The organism is Pseudomonas sp. PB101 (assembly GCF_009764265.1).
Classification (GTDB): Bacteria; Pseudomonadota; Gammaproteobacteria; order Pseudomonadales; family Pseudomonadaceae; genus Aquipseudomonas.
The window spans coordinates 111,525-133,182 of sequence record NZ_RWIR01000092.1; the positions used below are offsets into that span (position 1 = coordinate 111,525).

The following is a 21,658-nucleotide window of genomic DNA, read 5'->3' on the forward strand; positions in this document are numbered from 1 at the left end:
TGAAAAAGGACGCTGACTTTAGCACAGCTTCCTCTGGGTTCTGGCAATCGCATACAGTCTGTGTATTGTGGCGCGTCAAATAGCCACCAGATGTCCCTGCCTTGGTATGGTCGCTCAATTCAGGAATAAGTTACTCAGCATGCAATTAAACGCTTTGAACAGCACGTCCAATAGAATCTTCGATTTCATTTGTCTGTGGATCCTTCCGCTCGGTTATTTATTGCTGCTCTGCGCACTGTTTTTCCTGCCCGGGCGCAGTGTGCATCACAAGCTTTACTATGGCCTGTTCAGCATTCCGGCACTGATTGCACTGTGCCTGCGTCCGCGGCTCGCCAAGGAAATGCTGCACGAACCGATCGTCATTGCAGTCCTGCTGTTTTTGGCGTGGGCCTTGCTCAGCCTGGGCTGGGGCCCGGTAAACGACGTCCCGGCCGGCCAGTTCAAGCCGTCATTGCATACCCTGTTGCTGTTCGTAGGCTGCTACCTGCTGGTGCGCTATCGCAGCGAAATCATTCAGCCCCTGCTGTTCTGCGCCGCGATGGTGGCACTGGTTGCCTCTGTCTATAACCTGTACAGGTTCGGGCAAATCTACCAGCCGGAAATGCGCATGATCGGTGTAGGCGCATTCGACAACCCCCTGCTCAGCTCCCACATGTTCGGCGTTTTCTGCACCTACTGGCTGAGCCTGAGCATGACCTGCAAGCGCCCGCAGGTCCTTTGGTTGAGCTTGCCGGCGATGGCGATCATGTTCGCCGCGGTGCTGGCCACCGGTTCCAGGACGCCACTGGTAGCGCTGACGATCGCTGCACTGTGGCTGGGCTTGATCTGCTGGAATCGCCGCTCGGCCTTGCTGATTGGCGCCACGCTTATCGCCGGAACGGCGACATTCCTGCTATTTGCCGACAAAATCATCGCAAGAGGCAGCTCTTTCCGCATCGAACTCTGGCAATTGACCCTGGGCAGGATCGCTGAGCACCCATGGATCGGACACGGCTACAACGCCGAACTGAGCCTGGACCCCGGCGTCGGCTACACCCTCCAGGAACCCCATAGCTTTGCCTTGGGCGTGCTCTACTACGTCGGCATTATCGGCCTGCTGCCATGGCTGTTCTTCCTCGCGTACAGCTTTATCAGCAGCCTGCGCCATCGCGTGCAACCGCTGTTCATCATTGCCTCGGCCTGGCTGGCCTTCGGCGTCGGTGCGGGCCTGACCGAAGGTGGCGGGATCATCTCGCGCCCCAAGGAGCACTGGTTCCTGCTGTGGATCCCTCTGGCGCTGATTGCCGCATTGAGCATCAATCAACGGGCCAGGCGCCTGCTCGACAAGCCGATCAAGACCATGGCGCCAAACGCCCTGCAACAGCTGACGGCTGATGCCCGCATCATCGAAGAAGACGGTCTGGGCCCAAAAGTCCTGCGCCTGACCGACGGCAGCTTTCTCAAGCTGTTCCGTCGCCGCCGCTGGTACACCTCGGGCAGTTTCACACCCTATTCCGATCGTTTTGCCGTCAACAGCGTGCAACTGCGCAACATGGGTATCCCGACCCCGCAGATCCTCGACCTTTACCGCTTCGAAGACGGCAGCACCGCTGTGCACTACTCGCCGTTGCCGGGCAATACACTGCGCCAGATCCTGCAAGGCATTACCGCCCCGGCGGTGCGCCAGGCCCTGGTGGAGCGTTTCGGCAAGTTCATGGCTCAATTGCATCAGCAAGGGGTCTATTTCCGCTCCCTGCACCTGGGCAATGTGCTGGTGCTGGAGGACGGCGAGTTCGGGCTGATCGACCTGGCCGACCTGCGAATTTACCCTTCATCATTGAGCCCTTCCCTGCGTCGGCGTAATCTGCGCCATATGCAGCGCTACGCAGAAGATCGGCACTGGCTGTTCGAGGATCACTTCGAAGCGCTACTGCAGGGATACGCCGCGGCGGCTTCGAAAGCCGACGTGGATAATTTGCACAGGCAAGTGCTGGCCGGGAGTCCGCCGGCCCGGGCTCACTGATGACAGAAACCAACCCGCTTATCGCGATGACGGCCTACCTGCTCGCCATCGCGACCGCTGCGCTACTGCTGCGCACGGTACCAGGTCTCACCCGACAGCTGGAGCATGGCAATGAAAGCCGCTTTGCCGGTATCGACGGCCTGCGCGGGTATCTGGCCTTCGGTGTGTTTGTGCACCACTCGATCATTACCTGGATCTTTCTGCGAACGGGCGTGATCAATTTCCCGCCGAGCAATTTCTACTCGCAGCTCGGCCAGGGCAGCGTTGCCCTCTTTTTCATGATCACCGGGTTTCTGTTCTGGGACCGGCTGCTCACGCACGGGCGACGACACGACTGGCTGGCGTTTGCGCTATCGCGGTTGTTTCGCCTGTATCCGCTCTACCTGCCGCTGATGTTGACCGTGTTTATCTGCGTGTTCTATTTGCAGGACTGGGAACTCAAGGACTCCGGCATCCAGCTCGTTGGCCAGACCCTGGCCTGGCTGACCTTCGACCGGCCAGACGTCAACCAGTACCACCAGACCGGCATGCTGATCTCCAACGTCACCTGGACGCTGGGCTACGAAGTGTTTTTCTACCTGGCCCTGCCACTGGCGGCGATGGTGTTCATTTATCGCGGTGGCTGGCTACAGACGGTGCTGTGCCTGATCGGCATCTACGCCCTGTATGAGCTGATCGGCTGGGAACACTCGCTGAAGAAGCACTTCCTGGCCAGCTTCCTCGGCGGCATCGCTGCGGCGTACTGGATTCGCCGCCCGACATGGGTCGCCTGGAGCCTGACGCCGCTGGCGGGCATCATTGCCCTGCTCGCGCTGGCCATCACCTTTACGCTGTTCAGCCGGGCATTCAACCTCGGGGCGCTACTGCTGCTGTCACTGTTTTTCGGGATCGTGGCATCCGGCAATACCTTGTTCGGCGCCTTGCGGCCACGCAGCATCCGCTGGCTGGGGGAAATCAGCTACAGCACGTATTTGCTGCATGGTTTCGTGCTCTGGGTCCTGGTGCAGCGATTGCCGCCGTTGCTGCATCTCGACGCCCGGCAAGCCTGGGTCTTCCTGCCGTTGATGGCCGTGTGCAGTTGTCTGCTGATCATCATCAGCAGCCTGACTTACCGGTACATCGAAAAGCCCGGTATCAATGCCGGCAAGAAAACCCTGCACTGGTTACGCCAGAACAGAAGGGCCAGGGAAGACCTGGAGAAGACAGCTCAACAACGTTGAGCAATCCCTCCCGAGTCGAGCCTGAGGCTCAGTCTTTTTCCAGCCGCGAGAAGTACATCCGGCCCAACCCGCGCCAGGTTTTCTTGTTCCAGGCCTTGAAAGGAATCTGCGCCAGGAGCTCGCGCGCCAGCTTGCGGTCACGGTTGGCGGTCTTGAGGAACATGGAGTTGAGAAACTTGTAGCGCACCTCGTCATACAGCGGGTGATCGCTGAAGAGCGCGTACGTGCGCAGGATGCTGTCGATCATGAAGCGGTGGTTCTTGTAGGAGTTGGTGGCGTGCTTGCGATAGCGCGCCATCAATACATTCAGACCGTCGATGAAGTAACCGGCATGGGTCACCTTCAACTCGATCAGCAAGTCTTCCAGGCGAATGGTCGGGTCGAAACCGCCTACTTTCTCCAGCGCTTCGCGACGGATCATCAGGGTCGGCGCCGGAGGATAGGGCTTGCGCTCGAGGAACATGTCATCGAAGTCCAGGCGACGGAACGGCACATCCCGGCGCTGGCGCTTCTCCGGATAGAGATTGCCGTCGGCATCGATCAGCTCGATGTTGCCGGCGCAGATGCCGACCTCGGGCTTGCCGTCCATGTGCGCGACCTGGATGGCGATGCGCTCCGGCAACATGATGTCATCCGAACCGAACGGCACGATCAGGCTGCCCTTTGCCCGGGCAATCGCACCGTTGAGGGTGTTGGTCAGCCCCTGGTTTTCCTGGACCCGGAAGTCGAAACCATGGATGGCCTGCAACGCCTTGATCCGCTCGACACTGTCATCCTTCGAGCCATCGTCGATCACCAGCAACTCAATGTTCCGATAGGTCTGGTTGAGGACGCTGAGAATGCTTTGCTCAATGTAGGGGGCGTGGTTGTACGACGCGATGATGACCGTGACGATGGGTTGCGCGTCGTTCATGGCTGTTCCTTGCGGGCCTGTTCCAGGCCGGAGTCGATCAGATTGAGGTATTCGCGACGGAATTCCTCGATGTCATGGTGTTGTTGCAGATAACGGAAGGCCTGCTCGCCCTTGGCCTTGAGCTCGTCGTCCGACAGCCCCAGGTAAGTGTCCAGCGCAGCCTGCAACGTCGGCACATCCTTGGGCGTAATCGCCAGGCCCCCGGCGCCCTCGATCAGCGGCAACATCGCCGGCACGTTCGAGGCGATCACCGGCAAATGCCCACTCATGCCTTCAAGCAGCGCCAGCCCGAGGCCTTCGGCCAGGGAGGGCATGGTCCAGATGTCGAAAGCGCGAATGTACTGCAGGGCAATTTCCTTGAACCCCAGCAAATGGGCGCGACCGCTGAGACCAAGGCGGTCGATTTCCGCCGCCAGGCGCGACTCTTCGCGGCCGGCACCGATGATCGCCAGCTGGGTGTTCGGGTATTTGTCCTTGAGTGCGGCGAAGGCCTGCAGCAAATAGATATGGCCCTTGACCGGCACCAGCCGCCCCAACGCGCCGATCAGCCGCACCGACTGATCGATGCCGAGCATTTCGCGGGCCTTTTCACGACTGTGTTGCAGGCCTTCGGCTTGCTCGATGTCGATGGCATTGGTGATGGCGTAGGTATTCTGGTCGGTGAAGCCGCAGTCACAGTCCAGCAGATACTGTTTCACCGCAGGCGACACGCCGACAAAGCGCCAGTGACGATCGATCAGGCGCTGGGTCTGGCGGCGCCGGTAAAAACGGTCGTACTCGCCAAAGCCGTGGGAAATGCCGATGCACAGCGGCACTTTCAACCAGCGGTTGAGCGCCAGCATCATGTTCACCGGCTTGAAGCGGTTGCAGATCACCACGTCGAATTTTTCCCGGCGGCAGAACTTGTACAGCTGCCACATCGCCCGCAGGCGCATGCCCTTGAGGGACTTGTCGGAAAACTCGAAGTACACCGAACGGTCGGCCCGGCTCACCGCTTCGCCCGGCCCGGGCTTGCCGCGTAAAAACGCGGCGGTCACTTCATAGCGATCACTGGGCAGGGCCTTGACGATTTGCTCCGCGAGGTCGGCAAAATCATGGGCTTTGACGTTGTAGTCAGGCTGCAGCTGCAGGACCTTTGACCGCTGACTCATAACTCTCCCCGCTGAGAAACATTGCCTGGTGTGTGCTTGATGGACCACAAAAGCTCGTGGCGCCGGACTGCCTTGCGAAAGAATTCGTTCTCGCCATAGGTGGGCGGCAACCGGCCGGCCAACATCCGCTGGATCAGCCGACGCAAGCGACGCTTGAACGGCATTGGCGGTTGCAGGTCGTGCATCATGCCCAACGCCATGGCTTTGTCGCGCTGTTGCTCCAGCGGCATCGGCAGGCAGTACGGCTGCATCGGCCGGGCCGAATCGAAGGCCGGCGGCAAGGCGATGCCATCACCGGTATCACCCATCGGCCAGCGGTCGTTGTCGTGCAGGTGATTGGCGTAACCCAACAGTGTGCTCGGTTGCCAGTCCAGGCCTTGCAAGGCTTCGAGGACTGCTGCCTGTGCGCAGATATGATCGGGATGCGGATCCAGGGTCGGATGCGGCAGGACGATGACTTCGGGCCGGGCCCGCAGCAACAGCTCACGCAGATCCGCCAGCAGATTGTTCCAGGTCGGCGCGCCATCGGCATCGCCCGGCAGCGCGAAAGGATTCAACCGGCGGAACAGCCGGGTATCGCTCATGTCCGCTTCCCGCGATCCCGCCGGCACACCGGGCGCGGCCTGCATGCTCGCCAGTTGCAGGCAGAAATAACCCAACTGCACACAATGGGCTTCGGGCACGCCGGCCCAGCGTGGCACGGCGATGCTGTCCCAGGTGCGCAGACGGCCTTTCAAGCGAGCTGCGTCGGCCTTGTTCAGGCCCATCTGCCGGTAGTGTTCGGCCTCGATTTCACCGGCGGTCAGCGTGACGATCCAGGTTTCGTCAGCCTGGCTGTACAGACCGTAGGCCGCCAGTTCGGCGTCGTCGGCGTGGGGCGCGATGACCATCACCCGCTGGCGCCGGTAGTCCGGATGCTCGAAGGCCCACAGCACGGGCTCGCCGAGTACGCGACAGAAACGCCCGCGCAAGCGCAGGTCACCGCGGGACAGTGCCTGAGCCTGACCACTGAGATTGAGGTAACGCAGGCCGTTCACGCCCCGCTCGAACGATTGTCGGTCAGGGTTTTCGCCACCCAGCAACTCGACCACCGGATCGATAAAGCGTCCCAGCCAGGTGCTTTTTACCCGCAGGGCCAGTACCAACGTCGCGTCGTCGACCAGCATCACGCCCTCGTCCAGGCGCAAATGTTCGCCGCTCAGGTGCACCTTGGGTTGGGGCGTGTACGGGGGAAAGCTGTATTGGTAGTCGTCTTTCGGTGAGTAGAAAAGATGGTCGGCAAACCAGGCCTCGTGGGCAATCCAGCCGAGGACCGCCAGCACCAGCGGCAACCACCAGGCCACCAACAGACCGATGACGATCAACAGCACCAGCGCAATCAGCAGGCCGATACGTTTATTGCGCCGGTGGCGCTTGAGCAGTTGCTGTTTGCGGCTCATGGCTTGGCTCATACGGTGAAGACCGGTACGGGGTTGCACCAGCGATCCTTGTACTCACGGTCGGCGCGACCGAAGGAGAAGCGCAACGGTTTGTCCTGCGCCCGGGCATGCTCCCAGGCGCTTTGCGTATTGAGAAAACTCAGCACGCTGCCGGGGCTGAACTCGCGAGTCTCGGGATCGACCCCGCCGTTGATGTACTCGACGCTGATCCACTGCGGGGTTTCGACGCGGTACACCAGTTGAATCGCAATCGGCGCATCGTTGAGGAAAATCACCGAGCCGATCAGCAACTCGCGCAGCAACTCGATGACCTCGGCCATGCGTTCGGCACCCGTCGCCGGGAAACCCCAGCGGCGCTGGAACAGGTCGCAATAAATCGCCGACAGCTCTGCACTGGAAAATTCGGACACCGGCCGCACCACGCCACCGGCCTCTTCCAGCAAGCGCAATTCGCGGCGCTGGTTATAGCGAAACTTTTTCGACAGCTCTTCGGGCGTGCGGGCCATGGCCAGCTGTTCGGCCTGCAACCTGATGCCGGTGAAACGGCCTTCGTTCAGCGCCGACAGATACCGCGCGCGATGGCGCAAAGGTGCCTGGGCATCGGCGGCGGCCGGCAGGATGATTTCGGCGTTGCCCAGGTCGAACAGGCCTTTTTTGCCGCGACGCTTGAGCACGTCCTTGGACAAGGCCAGGTCGCGCCCCCAGGTCGGGATTGCCGCCTTGACCTCATCACCCTGCATCCAAGCCAGGTAACGCACCGGAATGTCGGCCAGTTGTGCCAGCCGCTCGACCACCATCGGATGGGTCGCGACGCTGCCGCCATAGCGCTGCCAGGTTTCGGCGTAAGTCGAGGCGTCGACTACCGCCCAGCCACGCTCGCGCCAGCCTTGAAATCGGTTGAGCATCAGCCCCTCTGTGCCAGTTCGGTAACGTGCGGCAAATGCCAGAAAGCGTCGCGCACTGCGCGATCGGAAAAGCGTTCGCGCAAGCGCTCGAGCATCAACTCGGCACACTGCCGGCGTTGCTGATCATCCATGCCGGCCAGGTGTTGCAGCCCCTGGGCCAGATGCTCGGCATCGCCCAGCGGGAACAGGATGCCCACGCCTTCGACCACTTCCTTCGCACCGCCGCACGCCGTGGCGAGCAAGGGTACGCCGGCAGCCATGGCCTCCAGCAGCACCATGCCGAACGGTTCGTGATCGGAACTCAGGGCAAACACATCGAAGGCCCGGAAGTAGTTGCGCGCATCCGCTACCTGGCCGAGGAACAGCACCCGGTCACCGATACCCAGTTCGCGGGCTTGAGCCTTGAGGTCTTCCTCCAGGCGCCCCTTTCCGAGAATCACCAGTTGGCTGTTGGCCGGCAAGCCGGGCAACGCCTTGGCGAAACCTTCGAGCAGCGTGGCCTGATCCTTGTCCGGATGCAGCCGTCCGACGTTGCCGACGATCCAGGCATCCGCCGCCAGCCCGAGGGTTTCCCGGGCCTCGCGTGCCGACACCTGGGTGGCTTGCAAGGCGTCCACGTCGATGCGGTTGTACAAGGTCTGAATGCGCGAAGCCGGCCACTTCGGCAGGCAATCGCGCATGTCGTCGCGGACTGCGTCGGACACGCCGAGCAGACTCAAACGCTTGCGGAATATATGCGCAAAGAGTTTACGGCTGCCCCGCTTGTAGTCTTCAAAGCCGTGGTGCACGCCAATGACCGGCAGCGAAGTGCCGAGCAAGGCGATGTAGATCGGCTTGAAGCGGTGGGCAATACAGAAACTGAAATTGCGTGAAGAGGCGATCTTGCGCAGATCGCCGATGGCGCCCAGCTTCAGGCCACGAATGGCCTTGGAGCTGTACTCCATGAACAGCACTTCGTCGGAAGCGCAGCCCGCGGCGACCTCGGCATCGGCAACCCCGGTGAGAAACACCGTGGTCACGCGATAACCGGTCCCCGCGAACAGGCTGGCGTACTGCCGTGCGCAGTCCAGGAACGGCCCGTCATAGCCGTGGCAGAACTGCAGCACATGGCGTTCAGCCGAACGTGTCATAGGCGTTCGCGCCCTCTTTGACCACCAGGATGTCTTCCATGATCAGATACTGTAGATCCGATCCGAAGAACATGTTCAGCGCATCGGTCGGCGAGCAGATCATCGGCTCGCCGCGACGGTTGAGCGAGGTGTTGAGCGACACACCGTTGCCGGTGAGCACTTCCAGCGCCTTCATCATGTCGTAGTAGCGCGGGTTGTATTCGCGCTTGAGCACCTGGGCGCGGGAAGTGCCGTCTTCGTGGACGACTTCCGGCACGCGGGTCTTCCACTCTTCAGCCACTTCGAAGGTGAAGGTCATGAACGGCGCCGGGTGATCGATCTTGATCATCTGCGGCGCGACGGTGTCGAGCATCGACGGGCAGAAAGGCCTCCAGCGCTCGCGGAACTTGATCTGGTGGTTGATGCGATCCGCCACGCCGGGAATGCTCGGGCAACCAATGATCGAACGACCGCCCAGTGCGCGCGGACCGAACTCCATGCGCCCCTGGAACCAGGCCACCGGGTTGCCATCGACCATGATCTTGGCGATCTGCTCCGGCATGTTGTCGAGCTTGCGCCAGGTCGGCTTGTTCTCGTGACGGGCGCAGGCCGCGATCACGTCTTCGTTGCTGTACGACGGGCCGAGGTAGACGTGTTCCATCTTCTCGACCGGTACGCCACGGGCGTGGGACACATAGGCAGCAGCGCCGACGGCGGTGCCGGCATCACCGGACGCCGGCTGTACGAACAGCTCCTTGACGTCGTCGCGGGCGATGATTTTCTGGTTCAGCTTGACGTTCAACGCACAGCCACCGGCGTAGGCCAGTTTGCCGGTTTCCTTGAGCACGTCGCCCAGGTAGTGGTCGATCATCTGCAGCGAAATTTTTTCGAACAGCGCTTGAATGCTCGCGGCGTAGTGGATGTAAGGCTCGTCGGCGATGTCGCCTTCGCGCTTCGGACCCAGCCACTCGATCAGCTTCGGCGAGAAGTAGTAACCCTTGCCCTTCTCTTTGTAGCGACGCAGGCCGATGACGTTGGCGTAGTCGGTGTTGATTACCAGCTCGCCGTTCTCGAACGAAGCCAGGCGCGAGAAATCGTATTTGCTGGCGTCGCCGTACGGCGCCATGCCCATGACCTTGAACTCACCGTCGAGCATATCGAAACCGAGAAACTCGGTGATCGCGCCATACAGGCCGCCGAGGGAGTCAGGATCGAAGAATTCCTTGATCTTGTGGATCTTGCCGTTTTCGCCATAACCGAAGAAGGTCGTGGCGTACTCGCCCTTTCCGTCGATGCCCAGGATCGCGGTTTTCTCTTTGAAACCGGAGCAGTGATAAGCGCTGGAGGCATGGGCCAGGTGGTGTTCGACCGGCTCGATCTTGATCTTCTTCGGATCGAAACCCAGTTGCTCCAGGCACCAGACGATCTTGTTGCGATAGCGCTTGTAGCGACGGTTGCCCATCAGGATCGCGTCGAGTGCGCGGTCCGGGGCGTACCAGTAACGCTTGGCGTACTGCCAGCGGGCCTTGCCGAACAGGCTGATCGGGGCGAATGGAATCGCGACCACGTCAACGTCGGACGGCTTGATACCGGCCTGTTCCAGGCAGAATTTCGCCGATTCGTAGGGCATGCGGTTCTTTGCATGTTTATCGCGTACGAAGCGTTCCTCTTCAGCCGCCGCGACCAGCTTGCCGTCGATGTACAGGGCTGCGGAAGGATCATGGCTAAGGGCGCCGGACAGGCCAAGAATCGTCAATGCCACAGGGGTCTAGCCTCTTTAGTCTGCATGCAGGCGCAAGCGCCTCAAAAATTAATGTGCCCTCGCAAGGGGCGAGAGACAGCTAAAGGGCGGGATTATAGCGTAAAAGCAGCGGCTAGCCTCTAGCTACAAGCGGCAAGCAACCGAGGCGCTAACCGTGCGATTACTTTTAACCGCGCGAAGGCCGCCAGTAGACAAGGATATTGCCGTCCACACTTTGCCGGTAAATCGTATAGGGCAAGGCGGCGGTGTCCAGTGCGCCGGACAGGGCCAGGTCGATCAGAATGAGCGGTACGAGGATGCCCGTGGGATCTGGCGGTGCGTTCAATACGCAGAAGTCATAGGCGAGGCCGCTGTAGACCCGGGGAATGGATTGGCAATAGGTCTTTTGCCTGCGCAACCCCTGTGCTGCCTCGGCTTCATCCTGCAGGACCGTAGCGGCGGTCCCGCAACCCATTAACGACACTGATAAAACACCCGATGAAACTGCCATTTTGATCGACACAGCTTGCCCTCCGAGAACGTCAGGCAAACTAGCATCGGGGTGATTTCAGCCACAGTTCATGGCTTCCCAAGAATGCGTAGGACGGATCACAAGAACCTGTCGCCCTTCTCGGCTGATCGTTCCGGCCTCATCGCGGGCAAGCCCGCTCCCACAGAGATCTGTGTCGCGCACAGGACCTACTGTGGGAGCGGGCTTGCCCGCGATAGGACCGAAGGTCCTGATTCAACCAGCGCTCGAGATATCCTTGGGCAAACGCTGATCAATCTCTTGATACAAGGCACTGCCTTCAGGCCAGTTGCGCATGAACCGCGCGCGATCCCTCGCATACGCCGGCGCAAAACTGCCAAGCGAGCCGTGCTGACACATCGAATCAAGGTCGATCAGCGCCCAGCGATCCTGCTGCCAGAACAGGTTATGCCCCTTGAAATCGCCATGGCTGATGCGCTCACGAATCAGTTCGGCAAACAGATGGTCCAGCGCCGCCAGTTCGGCCTCCGGTGCATCGCCGCTTTCAACATAGGGCGCAAAACGCTCGATGATGTCCGGTCCCGGCAGATACTCGGTAATCAGGTAAGCCCGGCTGCGCAGCCACAGAAAACGCGTTTCCAGCAACGCCAGCGGCTTGGGCGTGGAAATCCCCAGGAACGCCAGGCGATTGCCTTCGCGCCAGGAATGCCAGGCCCGGCTCGGGCGCCAGAAACGCTTGAGCCAGTGGGCGAACCCCTTGATGTTGTAGCGCTTGATCACCAGCGTGCGGCCATCCGCCTCGACCTTGCCGACGCTCGCCGCGCCGCCGGTCTTGTACAGATGCCCCCGGTCGAGCAGGGCATCGGCCTGCTCCAGCACCGGCAGCATGGCGGCCTCTTCTTCGCGGCGAATCGCCCGCAAGCCGAAGGCCCCGCGCTGGACGCTGAACAGCGTGCACTCGCGGCCGACCTTGATCAGATAGTCCTTGAGGCGCCAGCTGCGGACCTTGTCGATCTGCTTCTGCAACGCTTCCATGGGCAGGGCGTGTTCGCCGTTGCTGAGCAGGTAATACACCAGCAACTCTTCAATGAAGGGCTCGATCGATTTCGGCAACTGGGCGAAGAACACCCCGAGGTTTTCCAGGACCTTCTGCCGCGACAGCGGCTGGCCCGGCGTTTCGGAGCAAATCCCGGCGCCGTCGATCAAGTACAGGCGACCACGCTGACGCAGCAGGTTGTCCAGGTGCAGATCTTCCTGCCACAGGCCCTTGCGGTGCATCTGGCCAATCGCGCCCAACGCCTCGGCCAGCACGGCCCCTTGTCCATCGGAAAGAACCGGCTGCTGCTCGACCTGGTTCCAGGTATCGCCCAGGCTTTCGGCGCCTTCCAGAAACTCGAACAGCAGCCAGCCACCCTCGCCTTCTTTCAGGCCGTCGGCCAACAGCTGCGGCGTGGTCAGCCCCTGATCGGAGAGCCGGCGCACGCCATCCAGTTCACGCTGAAAATGCCGCGCGGCCTTGCTGCCGACCAGCAACTTGGCCAACACCGGCCGGCCACGCCAGACACCGGCACCGACATAACGCTGGCCCGGCAACACCCGCAACAGGCTCAGCAGCTGCAGATCGGCAGGGCCGGCGGCGTCGGCCAGCGAAACGCTCAGAGGCAAGCTTGGGGTGCGGCCAGCGGACTTCAGTTCGGACAATCGCATCAGCGCGGCCCCTTCTGACTGCGTCGCGCGGTCAACCGCTGCAGCCAGCTGTCGATCAGCGTGCTGTCTTGCGGTTGATCCAGATAGGCGGCCAGCAATTGCCGCAGTTGCGACTCGCCCCACTCGGGCGCGCGGCGTGTCAGCGGTTCCAGGTCCTTGATTCGGTCGCGCTGCCCGTACAGCAGCGGCCGGGTCTTTTCCAGGTCGATCAATTGCGCCTGATAGCCGGTGCCGGCGGCGCGCATGAAAATGTGCTTGGGATAGAAGCACCCATGCACTTGGCGTGCGGCGTGCAGTTGCCGGGCCAGCTCACCACTGGCCTTGAGGATTTCCGAGTGCTGCTCGGGGCTCAATTCATTCCAGCGCTGCAACAGCGAGTCGAGGTCGTCCCAGCCATCCAGGGCGCGGGTCAGCAGGATCGCGCGGACCTCGCCATCGACCTTGCGCTCCCCGTAGAACGCCGCCTCCAGCGCCGGAATGCCCATCTTCCGGTAACGGGAGATGTTGCGAAACTCACGGGCAAAACTCGGCTCGCCGAACGGCGCGCGCAAGGTGCGGGTCAGGTAGTTGCTCTGGCGCTTGAGGTAGTAACCATGGCCTTCCAGGTCCAGCCGGAACACGCTGCTCCAGCCGCCGCGAGCGGTGTTGGGTTCGTCCACCGCATCGAGCTGTTTGGCCCAGAGCGCCTCGAACGTACCGAGGCCATGGCGCTCAAGCAGCGCACGGTCTTCAGCGGCCAGGAAATCAGTCATTCGCGTCCCTCGAAAAATCTCACCACGTGCCGGATGCGCTTCTTGTCCGCGGCGTTGAGCCGGGTCCGGTCGCGGTATTGCAGGTAAAAGCGCAGGCGCTGGGTAGCCGACAGTTGATACTTGGCGACCTTGTCCAGGCACGCCAGATCCTTGGTGATGCGGTACTTGAGCCAGAAACCGCGCCAGAAATCGCCGTTGGGGCAATCGATCAGAAACAGTCGGGCCTCATCATCGATCAGCAGGTTGCGCCACTTCAGATCATTATGGGTGAAGCGATGGTCGTGCATGGTCCGGGTGTACTGCGCCAGTTGACGGCTGACGGCGTCGACCCAGGCGCGATCCGACAGTTTCGGATCGTGCCGTTCGGCCAGTGCCGACAAGTCTTCGGTGCGCGGCAGTTCCCGGGTAATCATCGCGCCGCGGGCGTAGGCCGCGCCACGCCGCTCCAGCCCCCAGGCCACCACTTCGGCGGTGGGGATGCCCCACTTGGCAAAACGCTTGAGGTTCTGCCACTCCATTTTCACCCGTGGCTTGCCGAGATAGCGGCGCAGGCCTTTGCCAGCGCCGACGTAGCGCTTGACGTAATAGTTGACGCCATTGCGCTGCACACGAATGACCTCGGACAGCGGGTCCTTGGTCAACCGCTCGCCTTGCAGCGCGAACACGGCCTCAAGGCTGCCGAAGTCATCGGTCAGGTCGCTGTAGGCCGGCTCCAGTTTCCAGCCCGACATCAGAGCGCATCCCCGTATCGCTGCTTGCGGTCATAGAGCTTGTTGGCCTTGCCTTCGAGCCAGCTCAGCAGCCCGGCCTCTTCGCTCAGGATCTGCCGCAACGGCCGCTGGAAATAGCCCTTGAGAAAGCGCAATTTATCGCGGCGGGTCAGGCCTATATCCAGGGCGGAAAAGTACAGCGCGGCCAGATCCTTGTTGCGCCAGCGCGAGGTGATCGCCGGGCGGGTCTGGGCGCGGTGCAGGTCGATCACCGAGAGCTTGAAGTCATCAAAGGTCACCGGCTTGTCGGTGTGCAGCAGGAAATGGCAGATGTAGCAGTCGCGGTGGTTGACCCCGGCGCGGTGCATCATGCCGGTCATGCGTGCGACTTCGGCGATCAGCGCGCGCTTGAGTTTTGGCTCGGGCGGCTGCTTGATCCAGTTGATGCTGAAATCTTCGAGGCTGACCGTCGGCGCCAGCTCTTCGGTGACGATAAACGAGTGCTGGTCGGCCGGGTTACTGCCCTTCTCGCCGTACGCGACGGCGGTCATGGTCGGCACGCCGACTTCCTGCAGGCGCTGGATCGCCTTCCACTCCTGGCCCGCGCCGAGTACCGGCAATTTGGCGGTGAGCAGGTTCTTGAAGATTTCGCCCCAGCCGATGCCACGGTGGATTTTCACGAAAAACCCGTTGCCGTCAACTTCCGTGCGCAATGTCCGGCGTGCTTCCAGCTCGCGGTACACCTCGCCCTCGAGCCCCTCGACTTCGGCGAACGGGTCGCGTCCGGCCCAGAGGCTCTTGAACGGTTCAGCCAGCATCAACTTCATTTAAGCGTGCTCCGCCAGAATCACATCGGCCGCGTGCTGCGGCATGCTGTAGAGGTCGGCCGTCTCGGCGAAGGCCAGACCATTGCGGCTCCAGGCCGCCCTTGCTTGAGCGTCGTTCAACATACCGGTCAGGTACTGCGTGAGCTGGGCCTGATCGAACGGTTCGTCCAGCACCAGGCCGGCATCGGCCTCGGCGATGTAATGGGCGTAACCGCACACCGCGCTCACCAGCACCGGCAAACCGGCCACCAGCGCTTCGAGCAGAACGGTGCCGGTGTTTTCGTTGTACGCCGGGTGGATCAACAGATCGGCGCCCAGCAGGAAACGCGGGATATCGCTGCGCCCCTTGAGGAAGGTGACGTTGTCGCCCAGCCCCAAAGTCGCGCTCTGCATCTGGAATAACTTGGGGTCATCCTGGCCAATTACAAACAGCCGGGTGCGTTTCCTCAGCTCGGCGGGCAATGCCGCCAGCGCCTTGAGGCTGCGGTCCACACCCTTGGTCTTGAACCCGGAGCCGATCTGCACCAGCAGCAACTCGTCGTCCTTGAGATTGAATTCCGCGCGGAACCCGGCGCGGATTTCATCGGCATCGGCCGGCCGGCGACGGTCCTGGGCGATACCCGGTGGCAGCAGGTGGAAACGCTCCAGCGGCGTGTCGTAATGCTTGATGAACAGCGGCTGCTGGACCTCGGAAATCATCAACACTTCGGTCTTGGCGTCCTTGGCGAACACCGCGCGTTCGTACTCGGCGAAGTGGCGATAGCGACCCCAGCGGCGGTACAGCGAATTGCGCAGGTTCTGCGCCTTGTCTTCGAAGCAACCGTCGGCGGCGTAGTAGACGTCCAGGCCCGGCATCTTGTTGAAGCCGATCAGGCGATCGACCGGGCGCTTGGCCAGGTCCGCCTCCATCCATTCGCTGAGCTTTTCGTTGCGCCGATGGTTGAAGAACGCCTTGACCGGCGCCACCAGCACTTCGAAACCCGGGGGCACGTCGCCTTCCCAGATCAGCGTGTAGACGCGAATCTGATGGCCGCGCTTCTGGCACTCCAGGGCAATGCGCATGAAATCGCGCTGCAAGCCGCCAAACGGAAAATATTTGTACAGGACAAATGCCAATTGCATCAGCGCAGCTCCTCAGCCATTAACAACGTGCTCAGTCGGCTGGCGACACGCTCGGGGTTCAGACGCGTGAAGCACAACGGCCACTCGCGTTTCAGGTCGAATTGACGGGCATCTTCGGCCGTCGGTTGATAGGTGCACTTCTTTTGCAGGCACGGCGCGCAGGGGAAGTCGCTGGCCAGGTGAATCTGCACTTTGCCATAGGCGCCGGTCAGGCCCGGATTGGTCGGGCCGAACAGCGACAGCGTCGGCACATCCAGCGCGGCGGCCAGATGGCCCAGGCCGGTGTCCACCGCCACGCAGGCCTGAGCGCCGGCCAGCACCTTGCCGACACCCGCCAGGTTCAATTTGGGCAGCACTTCGGCGTGTTTGAAACCGGCGGCGATGCGCTCGGCCCGGGCTTTTTCCTGGGCGTTGCCCCACGGCAGCTTCACGCCGACGCCAAGGTAGCCGACCCGTTCGGTCAGCTCGCGCCAGTAGGCTTCGGGCCAGTGCTTGGTGTCCCAGGTGGTGCCGTGCAGAAACACCACGTACGGGTTCTTGCGCGGCAACTCCACCAGGCGCTCGACGCTCAAGCCATAGTCGCCCAGGCCCTTGGGCAAGTCGTAGCCCAAGGCGATGGCGAACAACTGACGCACTCGCTCCACCGCATGCTGGCCACGGGCAACGGCCAGGCGTCGATCGTAAAAGCGTGCAGCGATGGGCTCGCGCGCCGAGTTTTTATCGAGGCCGGCCACCGGCGCCTTGACGTAACGGGTCAGCCAGGCGCTTTTCAGCAAGCCCTGGGCGTCGATCACCAAGTCATATTTCGTGGCGCGCACGCTTTGCTTGAAGCGCTTCCACTCACCGCTCTTGATGGTCTGCCAGATGTTTTTGCGCCAGCGACGGATCGCCACCGGAATCACCTTGCCCACCGCCGGATGCCAGGTGGGGATTTCGGCAAAGCCTTCTTCCACCACCCAGTCGAATTTGATGCCGGGGATCGCCCGCGCCGCATCGGTCAACGCCGGCAACGCGTGAATGACGTCGCCCAGCGAAGAAGTCTTGATCAACAGAACCCGCAAGCTATTTGACCTCGACCACAGTGCCCTGCAACCGCTGCAAGGCTTCGTTCACAGCCTGCGGCATGAGCTGGCGCAGGCAGTTGTAATGGCCGAAACGGCAGGTGCGATCGAAGCACGGGCTGCACTCGATGCCCAGGCGCACGATTTCCACATGCTCGGCCAACGGTGGCGTGAAGCCCGGCGACGTCGACCCGTAGACCGCCACCAGCGGGCGGTTGAGCGCGGCGGCGACGTGCATCAGGCCGGAGTCGTTGGACACCACGGAGTCGGCACAGGACAGCAGGTCGATGGCTTCGGCCAGCGAGGTGCCGCCGCTGAGGTTGACCGACTCTTCGCGCAGGCCGGGAATCAACCGCGCGCGGATGTCTTCGCCCACGGCGTGATCGTTTTTCGAACCGAACAGCCAGACTTGCCAGCCTTCGCGGATCTTCGCTTCAGCGACCTTGGCGTAATGCTCGGACGGCCAGCGCTTGGACTCGCCGAACTCGGCGCCGGGGCACAGGGCCAACACCGGGCGGTCGAGGGTCAGGCCGAACTTGGCCAGGGCCGCCTGGCGGGTAACCGGGTCGATCTGCAGCGTCGGACGCGGATAGGGTTTCGGCAACTCGACGCCCGGCTCGTAAGCCAGGGCCATGAAGCGTTCGATCATCAGCGGATAGCGATCTTTATCCAGCGTGCGCACGTCATTGAGCAGGCCATAGCGGAACTCGCCACGCCAGCCGGTGCGTTTCGCGATGCCGGCAAAGAACGGCACCAGCGCCGACTTCAAGGAGTTGGGCAGCAGGATCGCCTGGTCGTACTGACCGGCCAGGGATTTGCCGATGCGCCGACGCGTCGCCAGCTCCAGCACGCCGTGACCGAGCGGAAAGCTCAAGGCCTGGCGCACTTCGGGCATGCGCTCAAGAATCGGCCGGCTCCACTCGGGGGCCAGCACGTCGATTTCGCATTGCGGGTGGCGTTGTTTCAAACACTGGAACAGTGTCTGCGCCATCACCATGTCACCGACCCAACTGGGCCCAACGATCAGAATTTTCATGTGGTTTCCATAAACGAACCGGGGAGGCCTACGCCTCCCCGCCTCGAAAATTCTACAAAACAACGCAAATCTACTGTAGGAGCGAGCGTGCTCGCGATGAACCTGAGAACTCCGCGGGGCATCAGGCTTGCCGCGTCATCGTTAACGACCATCGCGAGCGAGCTCGCTCCTACAGGGAATATTGGCGTATCGAATATCCCGTTTCAGCCTAGCCCCAGCTCGCGCCAGATCCGCATGACCTGCCGCCGTTCTTCCGCGAACTGGTCAGCCGGTATCACCCCCGGGTTCTTCTGCAGAGCCTGCCGGTGGGCGGCGGAACGGTACGCTTTATACGCTTCACGCAACAGGCCGGCATCTTCGACGGGCATCAGCCCTTCATGCTCCAGCTCTTCCAGAATGCGGATGTTGTCCGTCCAGCGCAGCAATGGCGGGTGTGTTTCCGACCACGCCAGGGCCGCGTATTGCACCATAAATTCAATATCGACGATACCTCCGGCGTCCTGCTTGATATCGAACGGCGCCGTGGCTTCGAAGGCATTTGCCCCGGTGCCGGCCGCCGTGCTCTTGCTGCCGAGGTTATCGCGCATCTTGGCGCGCATCTCGCTGACCTCCTGGCGCAGGGTCGGCAGATCACGCGTCTTGCCCAGTATCGCGGCGCGGACTTTCTCGAAGGCCTGGCCGACATCCTGACTGCCCACCAGCACCCGCGCCCGCACCAGCGCCTGGTGCTCCCAGGTCCAGGCTTCGTTCTCCTGATAGCGGGCAAACGCCCCCAGGGAACTCACCAACAACCCCGACGCACCGGACGGCCGCAGACGCATGTCCACTTCGTACAGCTGGCCGGAGTTGGTCTGCGCTGTCAGCAAGTGAATGATCCGTTGCCCCAGACGGGTGAAAAATTGCGCGCCGTCGATGGGTTTTGGCCCATCGGTCTCGGCCTGCGGATCGCCGTCGTGGATGAACACCAGGTCCAGGTCCGAACCATGCCCGAGTTCCAGGCCGCCGACTTTCCCATAACCGACAATGATGAAGCCGGGATCGCACAAGCTGCCGTCGGTGCGCAGCGGCGTGCCGTACTTGGCCACGGTCTGGCGCCAGGCCAGGGCCAGCACTTGCTCGAGAATCGCTTCGGCGAGCCAGGTCAGATAATCGCTGACTTTCATCAGCGGCAGGCTGCCGGCGATTTCCGAGGCGGCCACCCGCAAGCGGTGCGCCAGCTTGAAGTGGCGCAGGGCTTCCATTTGCTGTTCGAGGTCGTCCTCGGGAATCCGCGTCAGGCGCTCGCGCAGTTCGGCAGCCAGTTCCGGCGCCAATGGCGGCTTGAACAGCCGGCCTTCGTTGAGCAATTCATCGAGCAGCAGCGGGAAACGGGTGATTTGCTCGGCGATCCATGGGCTCGCCGCGCACAGCGTCAGCAAACGCCGCAAGGCGCCGGGGTTCTCGGTCAACAGCACCAGGTACGCAGAACGACGGGCCACGGCTTCGACCAGCGGCAGCACGCGTTCCAGCACCAGGTCCGGATTGGCATGTTCCACGGCCTGCGCGAGCAAACGCGGGATAAAGGCATCGAGACGTTCGCGCCCCAGACGCTGCATCGCCCGCAATTGCGGGCTGCTGCGCAAGCCGGCCAACGCATTCAAGGCCTTGGGAGCATCCTTGAAACCACCTTCTTCCAGCTGGCGGCAAGCGGCCTCATCGTCCTGGGCCTCTTCCCACAACGGCAACCACTCACCGCCGACCACCACTTCGCTTTCGGCGCCCTGCTCTTCGTCGGGATCGGCGATCACCTGCCCGAAGTGCCAGGCCACGCGGCCGCGCCAGTACATCAGTTGTTCGTGGAAGGCCGTCCAGTTGGCGAAACCCAGCATAAAGGCAATGCGCGCCTGATCCTGCTCGCCATCGGGCAACATTTGCGTCTGGCGGTCGGCAATCGCCTGGATCGCGTGTTCGGTGTATCGCAGGAATTCGTAGCCTTCACGCAGCTCGCTGATCACCGCCGGCGGCAGGTAGCCCTGCCCTTCCAGTGTGCTCAGCACCTTTAATAGCGGACGTTGCTGCAAGCTCAGATCGCGGCCGCCGTGAATCAACTGGAACGCCTGGGCAATGAACTCGACTTCGCGAATACCGCCGGAACCCAGCTTGATGTTGTCGGCCATGCCCTTGCGCCGCACTTCCTGCTGGATCAGCTGCTTCATTGTGCGCAGCGCTTCAATGGCGGAGAAGTCCAGGTAACGCCGGTAAACGAACGGCCGCAGCATGTCCTGCAGTTGCGCGCCGGCCACTTGATCGCCGGCCACCACCCGCGACTTGATCATCGCGTAGCGCTCCCAGTCGCGCCCCTGGTCCTGATAATACTGCTCCAGCGCATTGAAACTCAGGACCAGCGCGCCCGACGAACCATACGGACGCAAGCGCATGTCGACGCGGAATACAAAGCCGTCGACGGTCATCGGGTCCAGGGCCTTGATCAGCCGCTGGCCCAGGCGAATGAAGAACTCCTGGTTATCCAGCGCACGTTTCACGCCGACGGTTTCGCCGCCCTCGGGATAGGCGAAAATCAGGTCGATGTCCGACGACAGGTTCAGCTCCACGGCACCGAGCTTGCCCATGCCGAGAATGACCATTTGCTGCGGCTCGCCACTGCGTCGCCCGGTCGGTACGCCGAACTGCTGGCAATGACGCACATACAACCATTGATAGGCCTGATCGATGCTGGCATCGGCCATGTCCGAAAGGTCGCGGCAGGTCTGCACCAGGTCGGCCAGGCGGGTCAGGTCGCGCCAGATGATCCGCACCTGATGGCGCGCACGCTGGCGACGCAAGGCGCGACCAAGCAGATCGTCGGTCTCGGCCACGCTCACGGCGGCCGCGATCTGCGCGCACAACTCTCCGGGAGCGTAGCGGCGGTCCAGCTCACCGGACTGCACCAGCTGCAGCATCATCAAAGGGTCACGGACACACTGTTCAATCACGAAATCGCTGGCAGCTGTCACGCGGGCGAATTGCGCCCAGCGTTCCGGCGTCCAGGCAGACAGCCCGTGGTCATCGTCCAAAGCGGCGACGGCAGCCCGGAACGACTGCTCGGCGCGGGAGACAAACGGCAGGAGAATGGCGGGCAGTTCAGCAAGCGAAGGGAGGCTCATGGTCTATCCTTGATCGGCGTACAACGGACTGCATGTAGTGGTTTTCGAAAACCCACTACCTGAGGGACTGTCGAACAAAAGTTAGAAATAGCTGAAATTTCTTTTATTTTGGCAGCCAGCATCAAGCTTTTACCTTTTGTAGTTGGAAAAAGACCAACCTTAACGATTATTCTCACAACGCAGCCGTGGGCCACAAGCCGCTCATCTGTAGTTTTACTACTCGTATATACATTAGACGGGCTGAAATGCCGGAAGATTTGTAGTAAAACTACACGCCGCCGGAACAACCTGTCGGCAATCCAAGAATTCATAACGTCTGCCCACAAGGCC

At 61.8% G+C, this 21,658-nt stretch carries 17 protein-coding genes; 2 read left to right on the forward strand and 15 right to left on the reverse strand.

Annotation, left to right across the window (positions count from 1 at the left end; translation table 11 throughout):
- The first annotated feature begins 139 nt into the window (after nt 1–139).
- Together EI969_RS28005 and EI969_RS28010 are read left to right on the forward strand one after the other, a co-directional pair.
- Complete coding sequence (locus EI969_RS28005; protein WP_160390553.1) at nt 140–2,002, forward strand: bifunctional O-antigen ligase/aminoglycoside phosphotransferase family protein; 1,863 nt, start codon at nt 140–142, stop codon at nt 2,000–2,002.
- Entirely contained in the window at nt 2,002–3,222 is a 1,221-nt protein-coding gene (locus tag EI969_RS28010; RefSeq protein WP_160390554.1) for an acyltransferase, read from the forward strand. The genes EI969_RS28005 and EI969_RS28010 overlap by 1 nt, the downstream gene beginning before the upstream one ends.
- Nucleotides 3,223–3,250: 28 nt before the next feature.
- On the opposite strand, the gene EI969_RS28015 is transcribed toward EI969_RS28010, so the two are convergent.
- From EI969_RS28015 to glnE, 15 genes are all read right to left on the reverse strand, one after another.
- Nucleotides 3,251–4,135 carry a glycosyltransferase gene (locus tag EI969_RS28015; RefSeq protein ID WP_160390555.1) on the reverse strand — a complete coding sequence of 295 codons (885 nt, stop codon included), beginning with the start codon at nt 4,133–4,135 and terminating at the stop codon, nt 3,251–3,253.
- Nucleotides 4,132–5,286 (reverse strand): glycosyltransferase family 4 protein, encoded by a 1,155-nt coding sequence (locus EI969_RS28020; protein ID WP_160390556.1) that lies wholly within the window; start codon nt 5,284–5,286, stop codon nt 4,132–4,134. The genes EI969_RS28015 and EI969_RS28020 overlap by 4 nt, the downstream gene beginning before the upstream one ends.
- Complete coding sequence (locus tag EI969_RS28025) at nt 5,283–6,725, reverse strand: PIG-L deacetylase family protein (protein ID WP_160390557.1); 1,443 nt, start codon at nt 6,723–6,725, stop codon at nt 5,283–5,285. The genes EI969_RS28020 and EI969_RS28025 overlap by 4 nt, the downstream gene beginning before the upstream one ends.
- 8 nt (nt 6,726–6,733) lie before the next feature.
- A complete protein-coding gene (locus EI969_RS28030; protein WP_160390558.1) occupies nt 6,734–7,630 on the reverse strand; it encodes an antimicrobial resistance protein Mig-14 in 897 nt (298 codons plus the stop codon).
- Entirely contained in the window at nt 7,630–8,760 is a 1,131-nt protein-coding gene (locus EI969_RS28035; RefSeq protein WP_160390559.1) for a glycosyltransferase, read from the reverse strand. The genes EI969_RS28030 and EI969_RS28035 overlap by 1 nt, the downstream gene beginning before the upstream one ends.
- Nucleotides 8,744–10,501: a carbamoyltransferase gene (locus tag EI969_RS28040; protein WP_160390560.1), complete on the reverse strand. Its 1,758-nt coding sequence runs from the start codon at nt 10,499–10,501 to the stop codon at nt 8,744–8,746. The genes EI969_RS28035 and EI969_RS28040 overlap by 17 nt, the downstream gene beginning before the upstream one ends.
- A gap of 166 nt (nt 10,502–10,667) precedes the next feature.
- Nucleotides 10,668–11,003 carry a YceK/YidQ family lipoprotein gene (locus EI969_RS28045; protein ID WP_160390561.1) on the reverse strand — a complete coding sequence of 112 codons (336 nt, stop codon included), beginning with the start codon at nt 11,001–11,003 and terminating at the stop codon, nt 10,668–10,670.
- A 222-nt stretch (nt 11,004–11,225) separates the two neighbouring features.
- Nucleotides 11,226–12,677: a lipopolysaccharide kinase InaA family protein gene (locus EI969_RS28050; RefSeq protein ID WP_160390562.1), complete on the reverse strand. Its 1,452-nt coding sequence runs from the start codon at nt 12,675–12,677 to the stop codon at nt 11,226–11,228.
- Nucleotides 12,677–13,429 (reverse strand): lipopolysaccharide kinase InaA family protein, encoded by a 753-nt coding sequence (locus EI969_RS28055; protein WP_160390563.1) that lies wholly within the window; start codon nt 13,427–13,429, stop codon nt 12,677–12,679. The genes EI969_RS28050 and EI969_RS28055 overlap by 1 nt, the downstream gene beginning before the upstream one ends.
- Complete coding sequence (locus tag EI969_RS28060) at nt 13,426–14,160, reverse strand: lipopolysaccharide kinase InaA family protein (protein ID WP_160390564.1); 735 nt, start codon at nt 14,158–14,160, stop codon at nt 13,426–13,428. Before EI969_RS28060 ends, EI969_RS28055 begins: the two co-directional genes overlap by 4 nt.
- Nucleotides 14,160–14,966, reverse strand: a complete 807-nt coding sequence (gene rfaP, locus EI969_RS28065) for a lipopolysaccharide core heptose(I) kinase RfaP (protein ID WP_160390565.1) — start codon at nt 14,964–14,966, stop codon at nt 14,160–14,162. Before rfaP ends, EI969_RS28060 begins: the two co-directional genes overlap by 1 nt.
- On the reverse strand, nt 14,967–16,088 hold the full coding sequence (locus EI969_RS28070; protein WP_160390566.1) for a glycosyltransferase family 4 protein: 1,122 nt from the start codon (nt 16,086–16,088) through the stop codon (nt 14,967–14,969). It abuts the gene before it with no gap.
- On the reverse strand, nt 16,088–17,149 hold the full coding sequence (gene waaC, locus EI969_RS28075; protein WP_160390567.1) for a lipopolysaccharide heptosyltransferase I: 1,062 nt from the start codon (nt 17,147–17,149) through the stop codon (nt 16,088–16,090). Before waaC ends, EI969_RS28070 begins: the two co-directional genes overlap by 1 nt.
- 1 nt (nt 17,150) lies before the next feature.
- A complete protein-coding gene (gene waaF / locus EI969_RS28080) occupies nt 17,151–18,185 on the reverse strand; it encodes a lipopolysaccharide heptosyltransferase II (RefSeq protein ID WP_160390568.1) in 1,035 nt (344 codons plus the stop codon).
- A gap of 203 nt (nt 18,186–18,388) precedes the next feature.
- Complete coding sequence (gene glnE, locus EI969_RS28085) at nt 18,389–21,328, reverse strand: bifunctional [glutamate--ammonia ligase]-adenylyl-L-tyrosine phosphorylase/[glutamate--ammonia-ligase] adenylyltransferase (RefSeq protein ID WP_160390569.1); 2,940 nt, start codon at nt 21,326–21,328, stop codon at nt 18,389–18,391.
- Between the last annotated feature and the right edge of the window lie 330 nt (nt 21,329–21,658).

What these genes read in the sequence shown, in the direction of transcription:
- EI969_RS28005 (WP_160390553.1), top strand. Translation starts at nt 140, where the DNA reads ATGCAATTAAACGCTTTGAACAGCACGTCCAATAGAATCTTCGATTTC.
- EI969_RS28010 (WP_160390554.1), top strand. Translation starts at nt 2,002, where the DNA reads ATGACAGAAACCAACCCGCTTATCGCGATGACGGCCTACCTGCTCGCC.
- EI969_RS28015 (WP_160390555.1), bottom strand. Translation starts at nt 4,135, where the DNA reads ATGAACGACGCGCAACCCATCGTCACGGTCATCATCGCGTCGTACAAC.
- EI969_RS28020 (WP_160390556.1), bottom strand. Translation starts at nt 5,286, where the DNA reads ATGAGTCAGCGGTCAAAGGTCCTGCAGCTGCAGCCTGACTACAACGTC.
- EI969_RS28025 (WP_160390557.1), bottom strand. Translation starts at nt 6,725, where the DNA reads ATGAGCCGCAAACAGCAACTGCTCAAGCGCCACCGGCGCAATAAACGT.
- EI969_RS28030 (WP_160390558.1), bottom strand. Translation starts at nt 7,630, where the DNA reads ATGCTCAACCGATTTCAAGGCTGGCGCGAGCGTGGCTGGGCGGTAGTC.
- EI969_RS28035 (WP_160390559.1), bottom strand. Translation starts at nt 8,760, where the DNA reads ATGACACGTTCGGCTGAACGCCATGTGCTGCAGTTCTGCCACGGCTAT.
- EI969_RS28050 (WP_160390562.1), bottom strand. Translation starts at nt 12,677, where the DNA reads ATGCGATTGTCCGAACTGAAGTCCGCTGGCCGCACCCCAAGCTTGCCT.
- EI969_RS28055 (WP_160390563.1), bottom strand. Translation starts at nt 13,429, where the DNA reads ATGACTGATTTCCTGGCCGCTGAAGACCGTGCGCTGCTTGAGCGCCAT.
- EI969_RS28060 (WP_160390564.1), bottom strand. Translation starts at nt 14,160, where the DNA reads ATGTCGGGCTGGAAACTGGAGCCGGCCTACAGCGACCTGACCGATGAC.
- rfaP (WP_160390565.1), bottom strand. Translation starts at nt 14,966, where the DNA reads ATGAAGTTGATGCTGGCTGAACCGTTCAAGAGCCTCTGGGCCGGACGC.
- EI969_RS28070 (WP_160390566.1), bottom strand. Translation starts at nt 16,088, where the DNA reads ATGCAATTGGCATTTGTCCTGTACAAATATTTTCCGTTTGGCGGCTTG.
- waaF (WP_160390568.1), bottom strand. Translation starts at nt 18,185, where the DNA reads ATGAAAATTCTGATCGTTGGGCCCAGTTGGGTCGGTGACATGGTGATG.
- glnE (WP_160390569.1), bottom strand. Translation starts at nt 21,328, where the DNA reads ATGAGCCTCCCTTCGCTTGCTGAACTGCCCGCCATTCTCCTGCCGTTT.